The sequence below is a fragment of the Mycobacterium sp. IS-836 genome, from assembly GCF_001954275.1.
Classification (GTDB): domain Bacteria; phylum Actinomycetota; class Actinomycetes; order Mycobacteriales; family Mycobacteriaceae; genus Mycobacterium.
Genome location: NZ_MBEU01000055.1, coordinates 15,852 through 30,130 on the forward strand (window position 1 = coordinate 15,852; position 14,279 = coordinate 30,130).

General features: G+C 67.0%; 13 protein-coding genes and 1 pseudogene. 9 read left to right on the forward strand and 5 right to left on the reverse strand.

The features are described 5' to 3' along the window. Nucleotides 1-85 precede the first annotated feature (85 nt). The 3 genes from A5747_RS15205 to A5747_RS15215 are packed head-to-tail and all read right to left on the reverse strand — an operon-like array spanning nucleotide 86 to nucleotide 2,615. Nucleotides 86-742, reverse strand: a complete 657-nt coding sequence (locus tag A5747_RS15205) for a nucleoside triphosphate pyrophosphatase (protein ID WP_076125602.1) — start codon at nucleotides 740-742, stop codon at nucleotides 86-88. Next, complete coding sequence (locus A5747_RS15210) at nucleotides 739-978, reverse strand: acyl-CoA carboxylase subunit epsilon (RefSeq protein ID WP_083667585.1); 240 nt, start codon at nucleotides 976-978, stop codon at nucleotides 739-741. Before A5747_RS15210 ends, A5747_RS15205 begins: the two co-directional genes overlap by 4 nt. Continuing rightward, the gene (locus tag A5747_RS15215) at nucleotides 975-2,615 is read right to left on the reverse strand and encodes an acyl-CoA carboxylase subunit beta (RefSeq protein WP_076125604.1); all 1,641 of its coding nucleotides are present in this window, start codon (nucleotides 2,613-2,615) and stop codon (nucleotides 975-977) included. Before A5747_RS15215 ends, A5747_RS15210 begins: the two co-directional genes overlap by 4 nt. A 226-nt stretch (nucleotides 2,616-2,841) precedes the next feature. Here A5747_RS15215 and A5747_RS15220 point away from each other — a divergent pair, with 226 nt between their 5' ends. Genes A5747_RS15220 through A5747_RS15230 form a run of 3 tightly spaced genes read left to right on the forward strand, consistent with a single transcriptional unit; the run spans nucleotide 2,842 to nucleotide 5,831 of the window. Then, entirely contained in the window at nucleotides 2,842-4,434 is a 1,593-nt protein-coding gene (locus A5747_RS15220; protein WP_083700474.1) for an MFS transporter, read from the forward strand. A gap of 24 nt (nucleotides 4,435-4,458) precedes the next feature. Further along, nucleotides 4,459-5,292, forward strand: a complete 834-nt coding sequence (locus tag A5747_RS15225) for a biotin--[acetyl-CoA-carboxylase] ligase (RefSeq protein WP_076125609.1) — start codon at nucleotides 4,459-4,461, stop codon at nucleotides 5,290-5,292. Nucleotides 5,293-5,312: 20 nt separating this feature from the next. Continuing rightward, nucleotides 5,313-5,831 (forward strand): PH domain-containing protein, encoded by a 519-nt coding sequence (locus A5747_RS15230; protein ID WP_076118993.1) that lies wholly within the window; start codon nucleotides 5,313-5,315, stop codon nucleotides 5,829-5,831. Here A5747_RS15230 and A5747_RS15235 read toward each other — a convergent pair. Next, nucleotides 5,786-6,442 carry a GtrA family protein gene (locus A5747_RS15235; RefSeq protein WP_076125611.1) on the reverse strand — a complete coding sequence of 219 codons (657 nt, stop codon included), beginning with the start codon at nucleotides 6,440-6,442 and terminating at the stop codon, nucleotides 5,786-5,788. The two genes, A5747_RS15230 and A5747_RS15235, sit on opposite strands and share 46 nt — an antisense overlap. Nucleotides 6,443-6,551: 109 nt before the next feature. Here A5747_RS15235 and A5747_RS15240 point away from each other — a divergent pair. From A5747_RS15240 to A5747_RS15265, 6 genes and pseudogenes are all read left to right on the forward strand, one after another. Continuing rightward, nucleotides 6,552-7,857 (forward strand): annotated as a pseudogene (locus tag A5747_RS15240) (5-(carboxyamino)imidazole ribonucleotide synthase); the annotation flags it as partial. Beyond that, nucleotides 7,855-8,370, forward strand: a complete 516-nt coding sequence (gene purE, locus A5747_RS15245; protein ID WP_076125613.1) for a 5-(carboxyamino)imidazole ribonucleotide mutase — start codon at nucleotides 7,855-7,857, stop codon at nucleotides 8,368-8,370. The pseudogene A5747_RS15240 and the gene purE, both read left to right, overlap by 3 nt. Nucleotides 8,371-8,444: 74 nt before the next feature. Next, complete coding sequence (locus A5747_RS15250) at nucleotides 8,445-9,614, forward strand: acyl-CoA dehydrogenase (protein ID WP_076125616.1); 1,170 nt, start codon at nucleotides 8,445-8,447, stop codon at nucleotides 9,612-9,614. A gap of 216 nt (nucleotides 9,615-9,830) precedes the next feature. Then, a complete protein-coding gene (locus A5747_RS15255) occupies nucleotides 9,831-10,994 on the forward strand; it encodes a PP2C family protein-serine/threonine phosphatase (protein WP_076125778.1) in 1,164 nt (387 codons plus the stop codon). 74 nt (nucleotides 10,995-11,068) lie between these two features. Then, a complete protein-coding gene (locus A5747_RS15260) occupies nucleotides 11,069-12,592 on the forward strand; it encodes an ATP-binding protein (protein WP_233148062.1) in 1,524 nt (507 codons plus the stop codon). Next, nucleotides 12,589-13,029: a response regulator gene (locus tag A5747_RS15265; protein WP_076125621.1), complete on the forward strand. Its 441-nt coding sequence runs from the start codon at nucleotides 12,589-12,591 to the stop codon at nucleotides 13,027-13,029. The genes A5747_RS15260 and A5747_RS15265 overlap by 4 nt, the downstream gene beginning before the upstream one ends. A gap of 10 nt (nucleotides 13,030-13,039) precedes the next feature. On the opposite strand, the gene A5747_RS15270 is transcribed toward A5747_RS15265, so the two are convergent. After that, nucleotides 13,040-14,251 carry a CoA transferase gene (locus A5747_RS15270; RefSeq protein WP_076125623.1) on the reverse strand — a complete coding sequence of 404 codons (1,212 nt, stop codon included), beginning with the start codon at nucleotides 14,249-14,251 and terminating at the stop codon, nucleotides 13,040-13,042. Nucleotides 14,252-14,279 lie beyond the last annotated feature (28 nt).

A 14,279-nucleotide genomic window follows, 5' to 3' on the forward strand; every position in this document is an offset into this window, starting at 1 on the left:
GTACCCGAAACATCCTGAAGCCCAGGAGTGGGAGTGGATTCGGTTGCAGCGCTTGGGGCCTCGCCCGCTCCCGCGGGACCCGGTTTTACCGCGGGCGGTGCTGGCCGAGCGGATTGTCCGCCCACAGCGCGGCGATCGACAGGCCCGCGCGGCCGAGCAGCGATCGCGTCAGCGGCAGCCCGAGGCCCACCACAGCCGACGGGTCGCCGTCGACACCGTCGATGAACCAGCCGCCAAGGCCGTCGAGCGTGAACCCTCCGGCGACCCGCAACGACTCCCCGACGGCAAGGTAGGCCTCGAGGTCATCGGGTGATGGATTACCGAACCGCACAGTGGTGATCGATGTTTCCGCGTCACGATGAACGATTTCGCTGTCCACCAATCGGATAGCGCAGTGGCCGGTATAGAGCCGGCCGGCCCGGCCCGCCATCGACTGCCACATCTGACGAGCGGCAGCGACGGATTGCGGCTTACCGCACAACTTGTCGTCGATGTAAAGCATCGAATCACAGCCGATGACAACGCAATCCGCGGCGATGCCGCCATCCAGCCTGCCGGCGACCTCATCAGCCTTGGCCACCGCCAGCGCGTTGACGACGTCACCGGGTGATGCGTCCGGGCCCAGGGCCGCGGCGATTGCATCCTCGTCCACACCGGAGACGACGACCAGCGGATCGACGCCGGCCTGGCGCAGCACCTTGAGCCGGCCGGCCGAGGCCGACGCCAGCACCAGCCGGGTCACTGCTTCATATGAGTCATCTGCTGCATGGTGAGCCGCTGGTAATTCGTCATCGCAAAACGCAACCGGTCGACCGGGAGGCCCCAGCGGGTGCGCTCGGCCGGTGGCGGCTCCGGCGCAGCGCCGGCGGCGCCCAGCACCGCGATCAGTGCGGCCAGCTCCTCGGCGGTGGGTTGCCCCTTGAGGATCTGGATGTGCGGCTCGTGCGGCTTCTGAGTCTCTTGGATATCCGGGCTCACAGTGGGATGTTCCCGTGCTTCTTGGGCGGCAGGTGCGAGATCTTGCGCTCCAGCAGACGCAGCGCCGTGCCGATGTAGCCGCGCGTGTGCGACGGCGGGATCACCGCGTCGACGTATCCGCGCTCGGCCGCGACGTAGGGGTTGACGAGCGTGTCCTCGTACTCCTGCTGCAGCTGCAGCCGCAGCGCGTCGACGTCCTTGCCTTCCTTGGCGGCCTCGCTCAACTGCTTGCGGTAGACGAACCCGACGGCGCCCGAGGCGCCCATCACCGCGATCTGCGCCGTCGGCCAGGCGATGTTGACGTCGCAGCCCATGTCCTTGGAGCCCATGACGCAGTAGGCGCCGCCGTAGGCCTTGCGGGTGATGACGGTGATCTTCGGGACCGTGGCCTCGCCGTAGGCGAACAGCAGCTTGGCGCCGCGCCGGATGATGCCGTTGTATTCCTGGCCGGTGCCGGGCAGGAAGCCGGGCACGTCGACCAGCATCACGATCGGGATGTTGAAGCAGTCGCAGGTCCGCACGAACCGCGCCGCCTTCTCGGAGGCGTCGATGTCCAGGCAGCCCGCGAAGTGCGTCGGCTGGTTGGCCACGATCCCCACCGGCCGGCCCTCGATCCGACCGAACCCGACGACGATGTTCTGGGCGTAACCGCCCTGGATTTCCAGGAACTCGTCCTCGTCGAGGATGCGGGTGATCACCTCGTGCATGTCGTACGGCTGGTTGGGGGAGTCGGGGATCAGCGTGTCCAGCTCGATGTCCTCGTCGGTGAGGTTCTCCTCGATGGCGCCCACCGGGATGGGCGCGGCGTAGCGGGGCGGATCGGTCGCGTTGTTGGGCGGCAGGTAGCTCAGCAGGTCGCGGACCCATTCGAAGGCGTCCTGCTCACCGGAGGCCACGTAGTGCAACGTGCCGGACTTGGCCATGTGCGTGTGGGCGCCGCCGAGCTCCTCCATCGTGACGTCCTCGCCGGTGACGGTCTTGATGACGTCGGGTCCGGTGATGAACATCTGGCTGGTCTGATCGACCATCACCACAAAGTCGGTCAGGGCCGGCGAGTACACGTGCCCGCCCGCCGCGGCCCCCATGATCAGCGAGATCTGCGGGATGACACCGGAAGCCAGGATGTTGTTGCGGAAGATCTTGCTGTACAGGCCCAGCGAGACGACGCCCTCCTGGATGCGCGCCCCGGCACCGTCGTTGATGCCGATCAGCGGGCGCCCGGTCTTGATCGCCAGCTCCTGGACCTTGACGATCTTCTCGCCGTACACCTCGCCGAGGCTGCCGCCGAACACGGTGGCGTCCTGGCTGAAGATGCATACGTCGCGGCCGTCGATGGTGCCGTAGCCGGTGATGACGCCGTCGCCGAGCGGGCGGTTTTTCTCCAGGCCGAAGTTGGTGCTGCGGTGCTTGGCCAGCGCATCGAGCTCGACGAACGAGTCCTCGTCCAGCAGGGCGAGGATGCGCTCCCGGGCGGTCAGCTTGCCCTTGGCGTGCACCTTCTCGACGGCCTCTTCACCGACCGGGTGCAGTGCCTCTTCCCGGCGCTTGTGCAGCTCGGCCAGCTTGCCCGCCGTGGTGTGGATGTCGATGCTGTGCTCGGCCGCGGGTTCCGCGGTGTGGTCGGTAACGCTCGTCATGGGTGTCGAGCTTAGCGGCGGTTATCCCGTCTTCCCCATGAAGGGCCTGCCCATGAGGGTGAGGTCTCGGGTCGAGCGATCGTGAAGATCCCCGAATCTGAGTCCAAAGCAGCCGAAGTGAGCAAAATTAGATGCGCGAGAGCAAGGAGGGCCTGATGGGCCATTGTCCCGAACCCGTCGCGAAAAGCTTGTCGCAATGACCGGGGTGCAGCATGCCCATCCGGCGATGACGGCGCGCCAGCGGATGACCGTGGTCGCGGCCGGGCTGGGCATCTTCATCGTGTGTGTGGACGTCAACGTCGTCAACGTCGCGCTGCCCAGCATCCAGGCGGCGTACAAGGCGGGTGAGCGAGGTCTTCAGTGGGCCGTCGCAGGCTATAGCCTGGGCATGGCTGCCGCGTTGATGAGCTGTGCCTTGCTGGGTGATCGGTACGGTCGCAAGCGCGGGTTTTTGATCGGGCTCGCGGTATTCGTCACCTCCTCCGTCGTGTGCGCGCTACCCGTCAGTCTTGGACTGTTCACGGTGGCGCGAATTATTCAGGGCGTGGGAGCGGCCTTCATCTCGGTGTTGTCGCTCGCCCTGCTCAGTCACGCGTTTCCCGACCCGGGGTTGAAAGCGCGGGCGATAGCCGGCTGGATGGCCATGGGGAGTGTCGGTGCAGCGGTTTCCCCGGCGCTGGGCGGGTTCCTGGTCCAGGACCTCGGATGGCGCAGCGTCTTTGCGGTGAACCTCCCGATGGGAGCAATCGTCGGGCTCCTCACGCTGGTTGCTGCCGCTGAGTCCAGGGATCCCGACCCGACCCAACTCGACTGGCCGGGTCAGCTGATGTTCGCCCCCGCGATCGCAATGATCGCTTACGGACTCATCGAGGTCCCGCGGATGCATCGGGAGCTGAACGTAGTAGGGCCGGCGCTGCTGCTGGCTGTCGTGCTGCTATGGCTGTTTGTTCGGCACGAACGCCGCGCGGCATTCCCCTTGATCGAACTTCAGCTGCTTAGCCAGCCGGTGTACCGATCGGCGCTGCTGATCTACTTCCTGGTGACATCCTGCTTTTTTGGCTTGCTGATGGTGGCCACCCAGCATTTCCAGAACGTACGCGCGTTCTCTCCCATGCACGCGGGTCTGCTGCTGTTGCCGGTCCCGGTGGCATTTGGGGTCGCGAGCGTACTGGCTGGCCGCGCGGTAGAAGATTCGGGCCCCCGACTGCCGGCGCTGGTCTGTCTGGCGGCGTCGATCATCGGGTTGGCACTATTCGCGGTCGCCATCGGCCGCGCAATCCCCGTGGTGATCATTGGCCTGGCGCTATTCGGTGCGGGGTATGGGGGCTGCGCCACGCCACTGTTGCAGCTTGCTATGACCGAGGTTGACGATCACCGAGCCGGTATGGGCGCTGGCCTGATCAATCTGCAACGGTCGCTGGGCAGCATTTTCGGCGTCGCACTTTTCGGCTCCGTCCTCGCGGTCTGGCTAAGCGCGACGTTGCCGACCCGGCTGGACACCGTCATCGCCGATCCCGCCGAACGCAAAGCTGTCATCGGGGCCGTAGTGGAAGGCGCGAATCCGTCCGCCCACCCCGCAAACATTGGGCCAGGCCATCCAATGACATCAGCGCAGGAGCGTCTGGTCGTGCGCGCTGCCGACAAAGACTTCATCGGCGGTGTCCGGCTAGCGGTCGCCGGCGGGGCGGCATTGCTCACGGCAGGCTTCATTCTCGGTTGGAGGCGGTTTCCGCGCACCCGCGGCGATCTCGGTGGACAGCAGCTCAACAGCGGCACCAGGGATCCGGTCCTCGACGCGCGCAACCAGAGCCCTCGATGAGCCACGCGTTCTAGGCTGGGTCCGGTGACAGACTCCGATGAGCTCAGAACGCCACTGGACGCCGCCGCACTGCGCGCCGAGTTGATCGGCACCGGGCTGGGCTGGCGACGGCTCGACGTCGTCGACGAAACCGGTTCCACCAACGCCGATTTGCTGGCCCGCGCTGCCGCGGGAGACGACGTCGCGGGGGCGGTGCTCATCGCCGAGCATCAGACCGCCGGCCGCGGGCGGCACGGCCGCGGTTGGTCGGCCTCCCCGCGCGCGCAGATCACCATGTCGGTCGGCGTCAGCGTCGTGGACGTCCCGACCGAGGGCTGGGGCTGGCTATCGCTGGCCACCGGGGTGGCCGTCGTCGACGCGCTGGCCCCGCTGCTCGACGGCATCGGCGTGCAGGCCGGGCTGAAATGGCCCAACGACGTGTTGGCCGGTCCACCCGATTCGCGGGGCAAACTGGCCGGAATCCTTGCCGAGGTGACGCGGCCGGTCGTGGTAATTGGCTTGGGGCTCAACGTCACTCAGGCCCCAGAGGAGGTCGACGAGCCCGGGACCATTGCGCCCACGTCGCTGCTCAACCTCGGCGTGGCCGCGCCCGACCGCAACACGTTGGTCCGCGCCGTGTTGCGCGAGCTCGGCAGCCGCATCACCGCCTGGCGGCTCGCACGCGGGGCCGACTGGCAGCTGGCCGCGGATTACCGAGCCCGCAGCCTGACCATCGGCACGCGGGTGCGCGCCGAACTTCCGGGCGGCCGGGAAGTCGTCGGGACCGCGAGCGCCGTCGACGACCAGGGCAGGTTATGCGTGGAAACGGAGGGGGAGACCGTCGTCGTTTCCGCCGGCGACGTGGTGCATTTACGTTAGGAAGCGGTAACTTCGCGACCATGAGCTACCCGGACAACGCCCTGGCCGCCGGCGAACAGGTCGTCATACACCGCCACCCGCACTGGAAGCGCTTGATCTGGCCCGTCGTCGTACTCATCGTGGTGACCGCGCTCGCGGCGTTCGGGTCGGGCTATCTCAACTCGACGCACTGGGGGCAGCTCGCCAAGAACATCATCTACGGCGTCATCTGGGGGATCTGGCTGGTGATCGTCGGCTGGCTTACGCTGTGGCCGTTCCTGAGCTGGCTGACCACACATTTCGTCGTCACCAACCGGCGGGTGATGTTTCGGCACGGGGTGCTGACCCGCAGCGGGATCGACATCCCGTTGGCGCGGATCAACAGCGTGGAATTCCGGGACAAGATCGTCGAGCGAATGTTTCGCACCGGCACGCTGATTATCGAGTCGGCGTCACAAGATCCGTTGGAGTTCTACGACATTCCGCGCCTGCGCGAGGTGCACGCGCTGCTGTATCACGAAGTCTTCGACACCCTGGGTTCCGAGGAATCGCCGAGCTGACGCGCCCGCGCCCTGTTGCGCCAGACCCGCAGCAGCGTGACGTTGCCGCCCTCGATCTCGTCCTCGAAGATTTCGGCGATACCGCCCGCGGTGAGGGCGGATTCGAGTGCCTTGTCGGGGCTGCGCGCGAACTCGTCGGGGAACACCCAGCGCCGGAACGCCCAGAACCGGAACGCCATCTGCAGCAGGTTGCCGATGATGTACGCCGAGATGAAGTCGGCGATGTTCTCCACCGTCAGCGACACCGTCGGCACCCGCAGTTGCAGGACGTAACTGGAGATCCACAGCGGGGCCATGGACAGCAGCACACCGACGCCGCTGAACGCGAAGAACAACAGCGCCTCGTGGTGGCGCTCGCGCCCGCCGCGGTCGCGGAAGCTCCACTCCCGGTTCAGCACGTAGGACGCGATGACGGCGACGATGCCCGCGATGACCTTGGCGGTCACCGGCTTGGGCTCGAGGATCGTGAGCTTCAGCGTGTAGAAAATCGCCGAGTCGATGATGAACGTGGTGCCGCCGACGATGGCGAATTTGATCAGTTCATGATGGCGCTGCGCATACGGCTGAATGACCCCGGGCAAGCGCGCGATTGTGGCTTCGGCGAAGGACACAACACGTCAGTGTACGGACGGACGCAAAATCGACGCAAAATGGTACATAACGATTGTGTGTCAGAGCCGGTCAACACGCCTCGAGCACGGGCCTGTGCGCCATGACACCATGATGGCCGTGCCGAGTTCACGCCCGCCGCGCACCGCGCCCGTCGTCGCCATGGTCGGCGGCGGGCAGTTGGCCCGGATGACGCATCAGGCCGCCATCGCGCTGGGCCAGACGCTGCGCGTGCTGGCGACCGCGGCCGACGAATCGGCCGCGCAGGTCAGTCCCGACGTGGTGATCGGCTCGCACGCCGATCTCGAAGATCTGCGCCGGGTCGCCGCCGGAGCCGACGTGCTGACCTTCGACCACGAGCACGTCCCGACCGAACTGCTGGACAAGCTCGTCGCGGAAGGCGTCAATGTGGCGCCGCCGCCCCAGGCGCTGATACACGCCCAGGACAAGCTCGTCATGCGGAGGCGAATGGAGGCACTCGACGCCCCGGTGCCCCGCTATGCCGAGATCCGAAGCGTCGACGAACTCGACACCTTCGCGCGGCGCATATCCGGCCCCGTGGTCGTGAAAGCGGTCCGCGGCGGATACGACGGGCGCGGGGTGCGGATGGCCCGCGACCCGTCGCACGCCCGCGAGATCGCGGCCACCTTCCTTGCCGATGGGGTGCCGGTGATGGCCGAGGAGCAGGTGAACCTGCGCCGCGAACTGTCGGCTCTGGTGGCGCGCTCGCCGTTCGGGCAGGGGGCGGCGTGGCCGGTCGTCGAGACCGTGCAACGAGACGGGATCTGCGTGCAGGTCATCGCGCCCGCTCCGGAGCTGCCCGAGGACCTCGCGTCGGCCGCGCAACGGCTGGCGTTGCGGCTGGCCGCCGACCTCGGCGTGATCGGCGTGCTCGCGGTCGAGCTGTTCGAGACGGTCGACGGCGCGCTGCTGGTCAACGAGCTCGCGATGCGCCCGCACAACTCCGGGCACTGGACCATGGACGGGGCCCGCACCAGCCAATTCGAACAGCATCTGCGCGCGGTGCTGGACTATCCGCTGGGCGACACCGACGCCATCGCGCCGGTCACGGTGATGGCCAACGTGCTCGGTGCCGCGCAGCCGCCGGCGATGACCGTCGACGAACGGTTGCACCATCTCTTTGCGCGCATGCCCGACGCCCGGGTTCACCTGTACGGCAAGGCCGAACGCCCCGGACGCAAGGTCGGGCACATCAATTTCCTGGGCGATTTCCCGGGCTCCGATGCCGCCGGCTTGGCGAAGCTGCGTGAACGCGCCGAGCTGGCCGCACACTGGTTGTCACACGGGCAATGGGCTGACGGATGGGATCCACATGGCTAGCGCCAGCGACGATCCAGAACAAAAGAGCGATGTGGGGGCACCTCCCGCTTGCGGGGGAGAGGAGTGGCGCCGAATGACCGAGCATCCGCGCGTAGCGGTGATCATGGGCAGCGACAGCGACTGGCCGGTGATGGGCGACGCGGCGGCGGCGCTGGCCGAGTTCGACGTACCGACCGAGGTGCGGGTCGTCTCGGCGCACCGCACCCCGGCGGAGATGCTCGACTACGCCCGCGGCGCGGCCGACCGCGGCATCGAGGTGATCATCGCCGGCGCCGGCGGCGCGGCCCACCTGCCCGGGATGGTCGCCTCGGCGACGCCGCTGCCGGTGATCGGCGTGCCGGTGCCGCTGGCACGGCTGGACGGCCTCGATTCCCTGCTGTCGATCGTGCAGATGCCGGCGGGCGTGCCGGTCGCGACGGTCTCCATCGGTGGCGCCCGCAACGCGGGCCTGCTGGCCGTGCGGATTCTCGGATCGTCCGACCCGGCGCTGCGCGCGCGGCTCGTCGCTTTTGCCGAGGAGCTGGCCGAGAGCGTGCGGGCCAAGGATGCGGCGCTGCGGAAGCGTCAGGGTAAAGTTACCGGCCAGTAGCCCGGCGACGAGGCGAGCTGGGTAATGGCCCGTGGGACAGCCGGGCAAATTTGGCAGAGTGCAAGGAGGCCAAGATGGCTCAGTGGGCCGGAGACCCCACATTCGACCTGTTCCAATTGCCCGAGGAGCACCAGGAGCTGCGGGCGGCGATTCGAGCGCTGGCGGAAAAAGAGATCGCGCCGCACGCCGGCGACGTGGACGAGAATTCGCGATTTCCGCAGGAGGCCCTCGACGCGCTGAACGCGTCCGGGTTCAACGCCGTCCACATCCCCGAGGAGTACGGCGGTCAGGGCGCGGACTCGGTCGCCGCGTGCATCGTGATCGAAGAAGTCGCGCGCGTCGACGGGTCCGCCTCGCTGATTCCCGCTGTCAACAAACTGGGCACCATGGGCCTGATCCTGCAGGGTTCCGAGGAGCTGAAGAAGCAGGTGCTGCCGTCGCTGGCCACCGAGGGCGCGATGGCCTCCTACGCCCTGAGCGAGCGCGAAGCCGGCAGTGACGCGGCGTCCATGCGGACCCGGGCCAAGGCCGACGGCGATCACTGGATTCTCAACGGCACCAAGTGCTGGATCACCAACGGCGGCATGTCGACCTGGTACACGGTGATGGCGGTGACCGATCCGGACCGGGGCGCCAACGGCATCTCGGCGTTCATGGTGCACAAGGACGACGAGGGATTCAGCGTCGGCCCGAAGGAAAAGAAGATGGGCATCAAGGGTTCGCCCACCACCGAGTTGTACTTCGAGAACTGCCGCATACCGGGCGATCGGATCATCGGCGAACCCGGCACCGGGTTCAAGACCGCACTGCAGACACTCGACCACACCCGCCCCACCGTCGGGGCGCAGGCCGTGGGCCTCGCGCAGGGCGCGTTGGACGCCGCCGTCGCCTACACCAAGGACCGCAAGCAGTTCGGCAAGTCGATCTCCGAGTTCCAGGGTGTGCAGTTCGAGCTGGCCGACATGGCGATGAAGGTCGAAGCGGCCCGGCTGATGGTGTACAGCGCCGCCGCCCGCGCCGAACGCGGCGAGCCGAATCTCGGATTCATCTCCGCGGCCGCGAAGTGCTTCGCCTCGGACACCGCGATGGACGTGACCGAGGCGGCCGTGCAGCTGTTCGGGGGCGCCGGATACACCACCGATTTCCCGGTCGAGCGGATGATGCGCGATGCCAAGATCACCCAGATCTACGAGGGCACCAACCAGATCCAGCGCGTCGTGATGTCGCGGGCGCTGCTGCGCTGATTCGGTGCTGATGCCGGCTGATCGGCAATTCGTTAGACATTCTCCAAATCGCACGTGGGACACCGGCGGCCCCGGTTATTATCGCGAACGTCATAACACTCGAGCCAGCGCAGGTTTGCCGCGGCGGCCAGGGGGTCTGAATGAGGGACACGGTCGTCCGTGCGTGCACCACATGACCGCCAACTGATCCCGGCGCGGGCCGCGGCCGCCGACTTCATGGTGGATCGGCGGACGCTGTCTTTGCTGCTCGTCGAGGATGATCGATCGGACGCGGTGCTGGTCGACGAGCTGATCTCGGACGCCGTCACCGACATCAAGATGGTCTGGGCGCAATCGATGGCGCACGCGGAGCAGGAGCTATCGGCCGCGCGCCCCGATTGCGTGCTGCTGGACCTGAACCTGCCCGACGCCAGCGGAATCGACGCGCTCGACCGCATCGCCACACGGGATCCCACCGTCCCGATCGTCGTGCTGACCGGGCGCGACGACGAGCTGTTCGGTGCGAAGGCGGTCGCCGCCGGCGCGCAGGACTACCTGATCAAGGGGTCCGTCGAGCCCGAGATGCTGCGCCGCGCGCTGCTGTATGCGATCGAGCGAAAACGTGCCGAGCTCATCGCCGCGGACCTGCGTGCCAGCCAGGTCCGCGCGCGGGAGAACGCGTTGCTCGAGCGCGGCCTCCTGCCGTCCGCGCTGCTGCTCGACGACCCGGGCGTCGACATCATCGCCCGCTACCGCCCAAGCCGCGAGAAGGCGCTGTTGTGCGGTGACTTCTACGACGTCGTACAAACTCCCGACCGGGTGGTGCACGTGCTGATCGGCGACGTCGCCGGGCACGGACCGGACGAGGCGGCGTTGGGCGCGGCGCTGCGGATCGCCTGGCGCACGCTGACATTCGCCGGCGTCCACGGTGCGGACCGGATGCGGCAACTGGAGGGGGTGCTGCACGCCGAACGCGCCGAGATCGGCCTCTTCGCGACGGTGCTCAGCCTCGCGATACCGCCCGACGGCTCACCCATTGTCACGGTGCGGGCCGGTCATCCCGGGATGTTGCTGCACGGCCCCGGCACGGTGGAGTGGGTCGAGCCGGATTTCGGGCCGGCTCTGGGCCTGCGCGCCGACGACTGGCCCGAGCACAAGGTGGAGCTGCCCGTCGATCATGCGCTCCTGCTGCTCACCGACGGACTGTTCGAGGGACATTCGGGGCAAGGCGACCGGCGCCTCGGCGAGGACGGCCTGCTCGAGCTGGGCCGGTCGCTCGCGGGACTGCCGGGCCCGGTGTTCGTCGACGCGCTGATCGACGGCGCCGAGGAATGTGCCCGATCCCACGGCGGGCTGACCGACGATATCGCGGTGCTCCGCGTCGAGCGGACCACCAGGTGACGACCGACCCCGACACTCCGGTGCGCGAACCACGACTCACCGTGCTGGGATGGCAGGTCGTGGTCCTGTCCATCATGGGCGCTGTCGTGCTCGTCGGCGCGCTGACCGGATATGTGTTGCTCAATCGTACGGACGGGGTGTCGCGCGAGCTGAGCGACAACATTCGGCCGGCTCGCCTGGCCGCAAGCCAATTGCAGGCGGCGCTGCGCGACCAGGAAATCGGCGTCCGCGGGTATCTGATCTCCGCCAATCGCCAGTTCCTGGCGCCCTACTACGACGGGCAACGCGCCGAAGTGGCTGCGGCCGAAGACATCCGGCGCCACCTTGGCCGGCACGCCGACCTGATGGCCGACCTCGATGCCATCGAGAGGGCTGCCGGCGTCTGGCGGGCGAATTACACCGAGCCGCTCATCGCCAGCGTGGCCCCCAACACTCCCACCGTCATCAGCGGTGCCGCCGCGGAACGTGGCAAGGCCGAATTCGACCATCTGCGTGAGCTTTTCGACATGCAAAACACGCACCTGTTCCAGACGTGGGACAATACCGCCGCCGAGCTGAAGAGCGCCCAGGACTGGCGCAACGGGGTACTGGTCGCGATCCTGCTGCTGTTCGTCGTGACCGCGGGAGCCCTAGCCGCCCTGGTTCGAAGCACCGTCACCCTACCGCTGGCCGCGCTGGCCGCCGCCTGCCGGCGGATCACCAAGGGGGACTTCGGCGAAGTCATCGTGCCCCCGCGGCGGCCGAAGGACATTCGCGGCATCGCTACCGACGTGGAGAACATGCGGCAGCGGCTGGTGGAGGAACTCGACGCAATCCATTCGGCCCGAACGCAATTGCACGAGCGGGCGGTCGAATTGCGCCGTTCGAACACCGAACTCGAGCAGTTCGCCTACGTCGCGTCGCACGATCTGCAGGAACCCCTGCGAAAGGTCGCGTCGTTCTGCCAATTGCTGGAGAAGCGATACGGCGACCAGCTCGACGAGCGCGGCCTCGAGTACATCGGATACGCGGTCGACGGCGCGAAGAGGATGCAGGTGCTCATCAACGACCTGCTCACCTTCTCCCGCGTCGGCCGGCTGGGCAGCGTGCACACCGAGGTTGACCTCGATGCCGCGCTGGACACCGCGCTGGAGAACCTGGCCGTCGCGATCCAGGAATCGGGCGCCGAGATCGTGCGGCCCACACAGCGGTTGCCGCGGATCGTCGGCGACCCCACCCTGCTGAGCATGCTGTGGCAGAACCTCATTGGCAATGCGGTGAAATTCCGGCTCGCCGAACGCACGCCGCGCATCGTCATCGAATGCCAGGCGGGCAGCGGTGAGCGCGATGGCCAATGGGTGCTGAGCGTGTCGGACAACGGCATCGGCATCGCCGAGGAGTTCACCGAGAAGGTCTTCACCATCTTTCAACGCCTGCACGGCCGTGAGCAGTACGCCGGGACGGGCATGGGTCTTGCCATGTGCAAGAAAATCGTCGAGCACCATGGCGGCACGATCCGAATCGACACGTCCTACACCGGCGGGACCCGCTTCGAATTCACTCTGCCGATTGTCCTCGGCGCACAACATCGGGAAACCTTAGAGGGAGCGCGACCTTGACACATGCAGGCAGACCAATTGACATCCTGCTCGTCGAAGACGATCCAGGAGACGAGCTCATCACTCGGGAAGCGTTCGAGCACAACAAACTTCAAAACAATCTGCACGTCGCACACGACGGCGAAGAGGGCCTGAACTACCTCTATCAGCGCAACGGGTACGAGGACGCGGTGCGCCCGGACCTGATCCTGCTCGATCTGAACCTGCCGAAATACGATGGGCGCCAACTGCTGGAAAAGATCAAGTCCGACTCCGACCTCTGCCGCATTCCCGTCGTCGTACTGACCACCTCCTCGGCGGAGGAAGACATCCTGCGCAGCTACAAGCTGCACGCCAACGCCTATGTCACCAAGCCGGTCGACCTCGACCAGTTCATGAAGGCGGTCCGGCAGATCGACGAGTTCTTCGTTCAGGTCGTCCGGCTGCCGGGCTTCTGAGCGCGCACACCTACCTTGCTGTCTCCGGTGCCCTGAGATACGTGCCGTTGTGTGCTCCGGCGGCGGGCGGGGGATCGGTGTTCACCGCGTCGAAGCTGGAGTAGCGCGCCGGGGTGCGGATCACCGTGATGGCCTCGTCACCGCTGCCGACGCGCAGGGCCAGGTCGTTCTCAGCGAACAGCGGGGTTTCGACGACCTGCTTCCAGCTGTAGGCGAGGCAGGCCATCAGCCCGCCCTCGTGCAGCAGCTCGACCCATTCCGCTGCGGTCTTGGCGGCCAGGGCCGACTCGAGTTCCTCGGTCAGCTCCGGGTAGTTCAGCGCCCGCGCGCGCTGATCAACGAATCGCTCGTCGTCCAGCAGATCGGGCCGGCCGATGATCTCGCACAGCTTGGCCCAATGCTTGGGCACATACGCGGACAGGACGAGATAGCCGTCGGATGCCTTCCGGGCACCCCACGGCTGGGTGGCGAAACCAACTCCCTTGCGCTTCTTGGTATCTGGCTTGATTTCTGGCTTGGGTTTGGACGGCTCGCTGGGCTTGTTCAGGTGCATTGTGAGCTGGTTGGCCTGCAGCCCCACCGCTACGTCGTACATCGCGACCCGGACCACGTCGGCCACCCCGTGACGCTCGCGGTTGAGCAGCGCGGCCAGCACCGCCTCGGCCAGCACGTGACCGCTGGCGTTGTCGACAAGCTGGAACGGGATGATCTGCGGTTTACCCGTGGGCGTGGGCATCCCGGTGGTCATGCCCGCCTCGGCCGCAACCATCAGGTCGACGCCCGGGCGCGTGCCGTGCGGGCCGTTACCGCCGAAAGCGCTCAGGCGGGCATAGATCAGTTTGGGGTTGCGCGATTGCAAGTCTTTGGGCCCCAACCCCATTCGTTCCATGACGCCGGGACGAAACCCCTCCAGCACGACGTCGGCGGTGTCGGCGAGCCGCAGTATCTGTTCCTTGACGTCGTCGTCGGTAAGATCCGCCGTCACCGACTTCTTGCCGCGGTTGTTCGGCAGGAAATACGTGGCCAGCGGCGGGCGACCGGGAAGGACCGCGGTAATCTGGCGGGCCGCCTCACCGCCGGGCGCCTCGATTTTGATGACCTCGGCACCCAGGTCGGCCAGCACCTGCCCGGCCAGTGGCCCGGCCACATTCTGGGTGAAATCGAGTACCCGGAATCCGTCGAGGGGCTTCGCGGGCTTGCTGTTGGGCTCGCTGTCTGGCATGTCGGCCTTTAGTAGTAGTTCCTGCGAA

Bases quoted from the DNA above. Each gene is read 5' to 3' on its own strand.
- A5747_RS15220 (WP_083700474.1), top strand. From the start codon at position 2,842: ATGACGGCGCGCCAGCGGATGACCGTGGTCGCGGCCGGGCTGGGCATC.
- A5747_RS15255 (WP_076125778.1), top strand. From the start codon at position 9,831: ATGGTGGATCGGCGGACGCTGTCTTTGCTGCTCGTCGAGGATGATCGA.
- A5747_RS15230 (WP_076118993.1), top strand. From the start codon at position 5,313: ATGAGCTACCCGGACAACGCCCTGGCCGCCGGCGAACAGGTCGTCATA.
- purE (WP_076125613.1), top strand. From the start codon at position 7,855: ATGACCGAGCATCCGCGCGTAGCGGTGATCATGGGCAGCGACAGCGAC.
- A5747_RS15215 (WP_076125604.1), bottom strand. From the start codon at position 2,615: ATGACGAGCGTTACCGACCACACCGCGGAACCCGCGGCCGAGCACAGC.
- A5747_RS15270 (WP_076125623.1), bottom strand. From the start codon at position 14,251: ATGCCAGACAGCGAGCCCAACAGCAAGCCCGCGAAGCCCCTCGACGGA.
- A5747_RS15260 (WP_233148062.1), top strand. From the start codon at position 11,069: ATGGGCGCTGTCGTGCTCGTCGGCGCGCTGACCGGATATGTGTTGCTC.
- A5747_RS15250 (WP_076125616.1), top strand. From the start codon at position 8,445: ATGGCTCAGTGGGCCGGAGACCCCACATTCGACCTGTTCCAATTGCCC.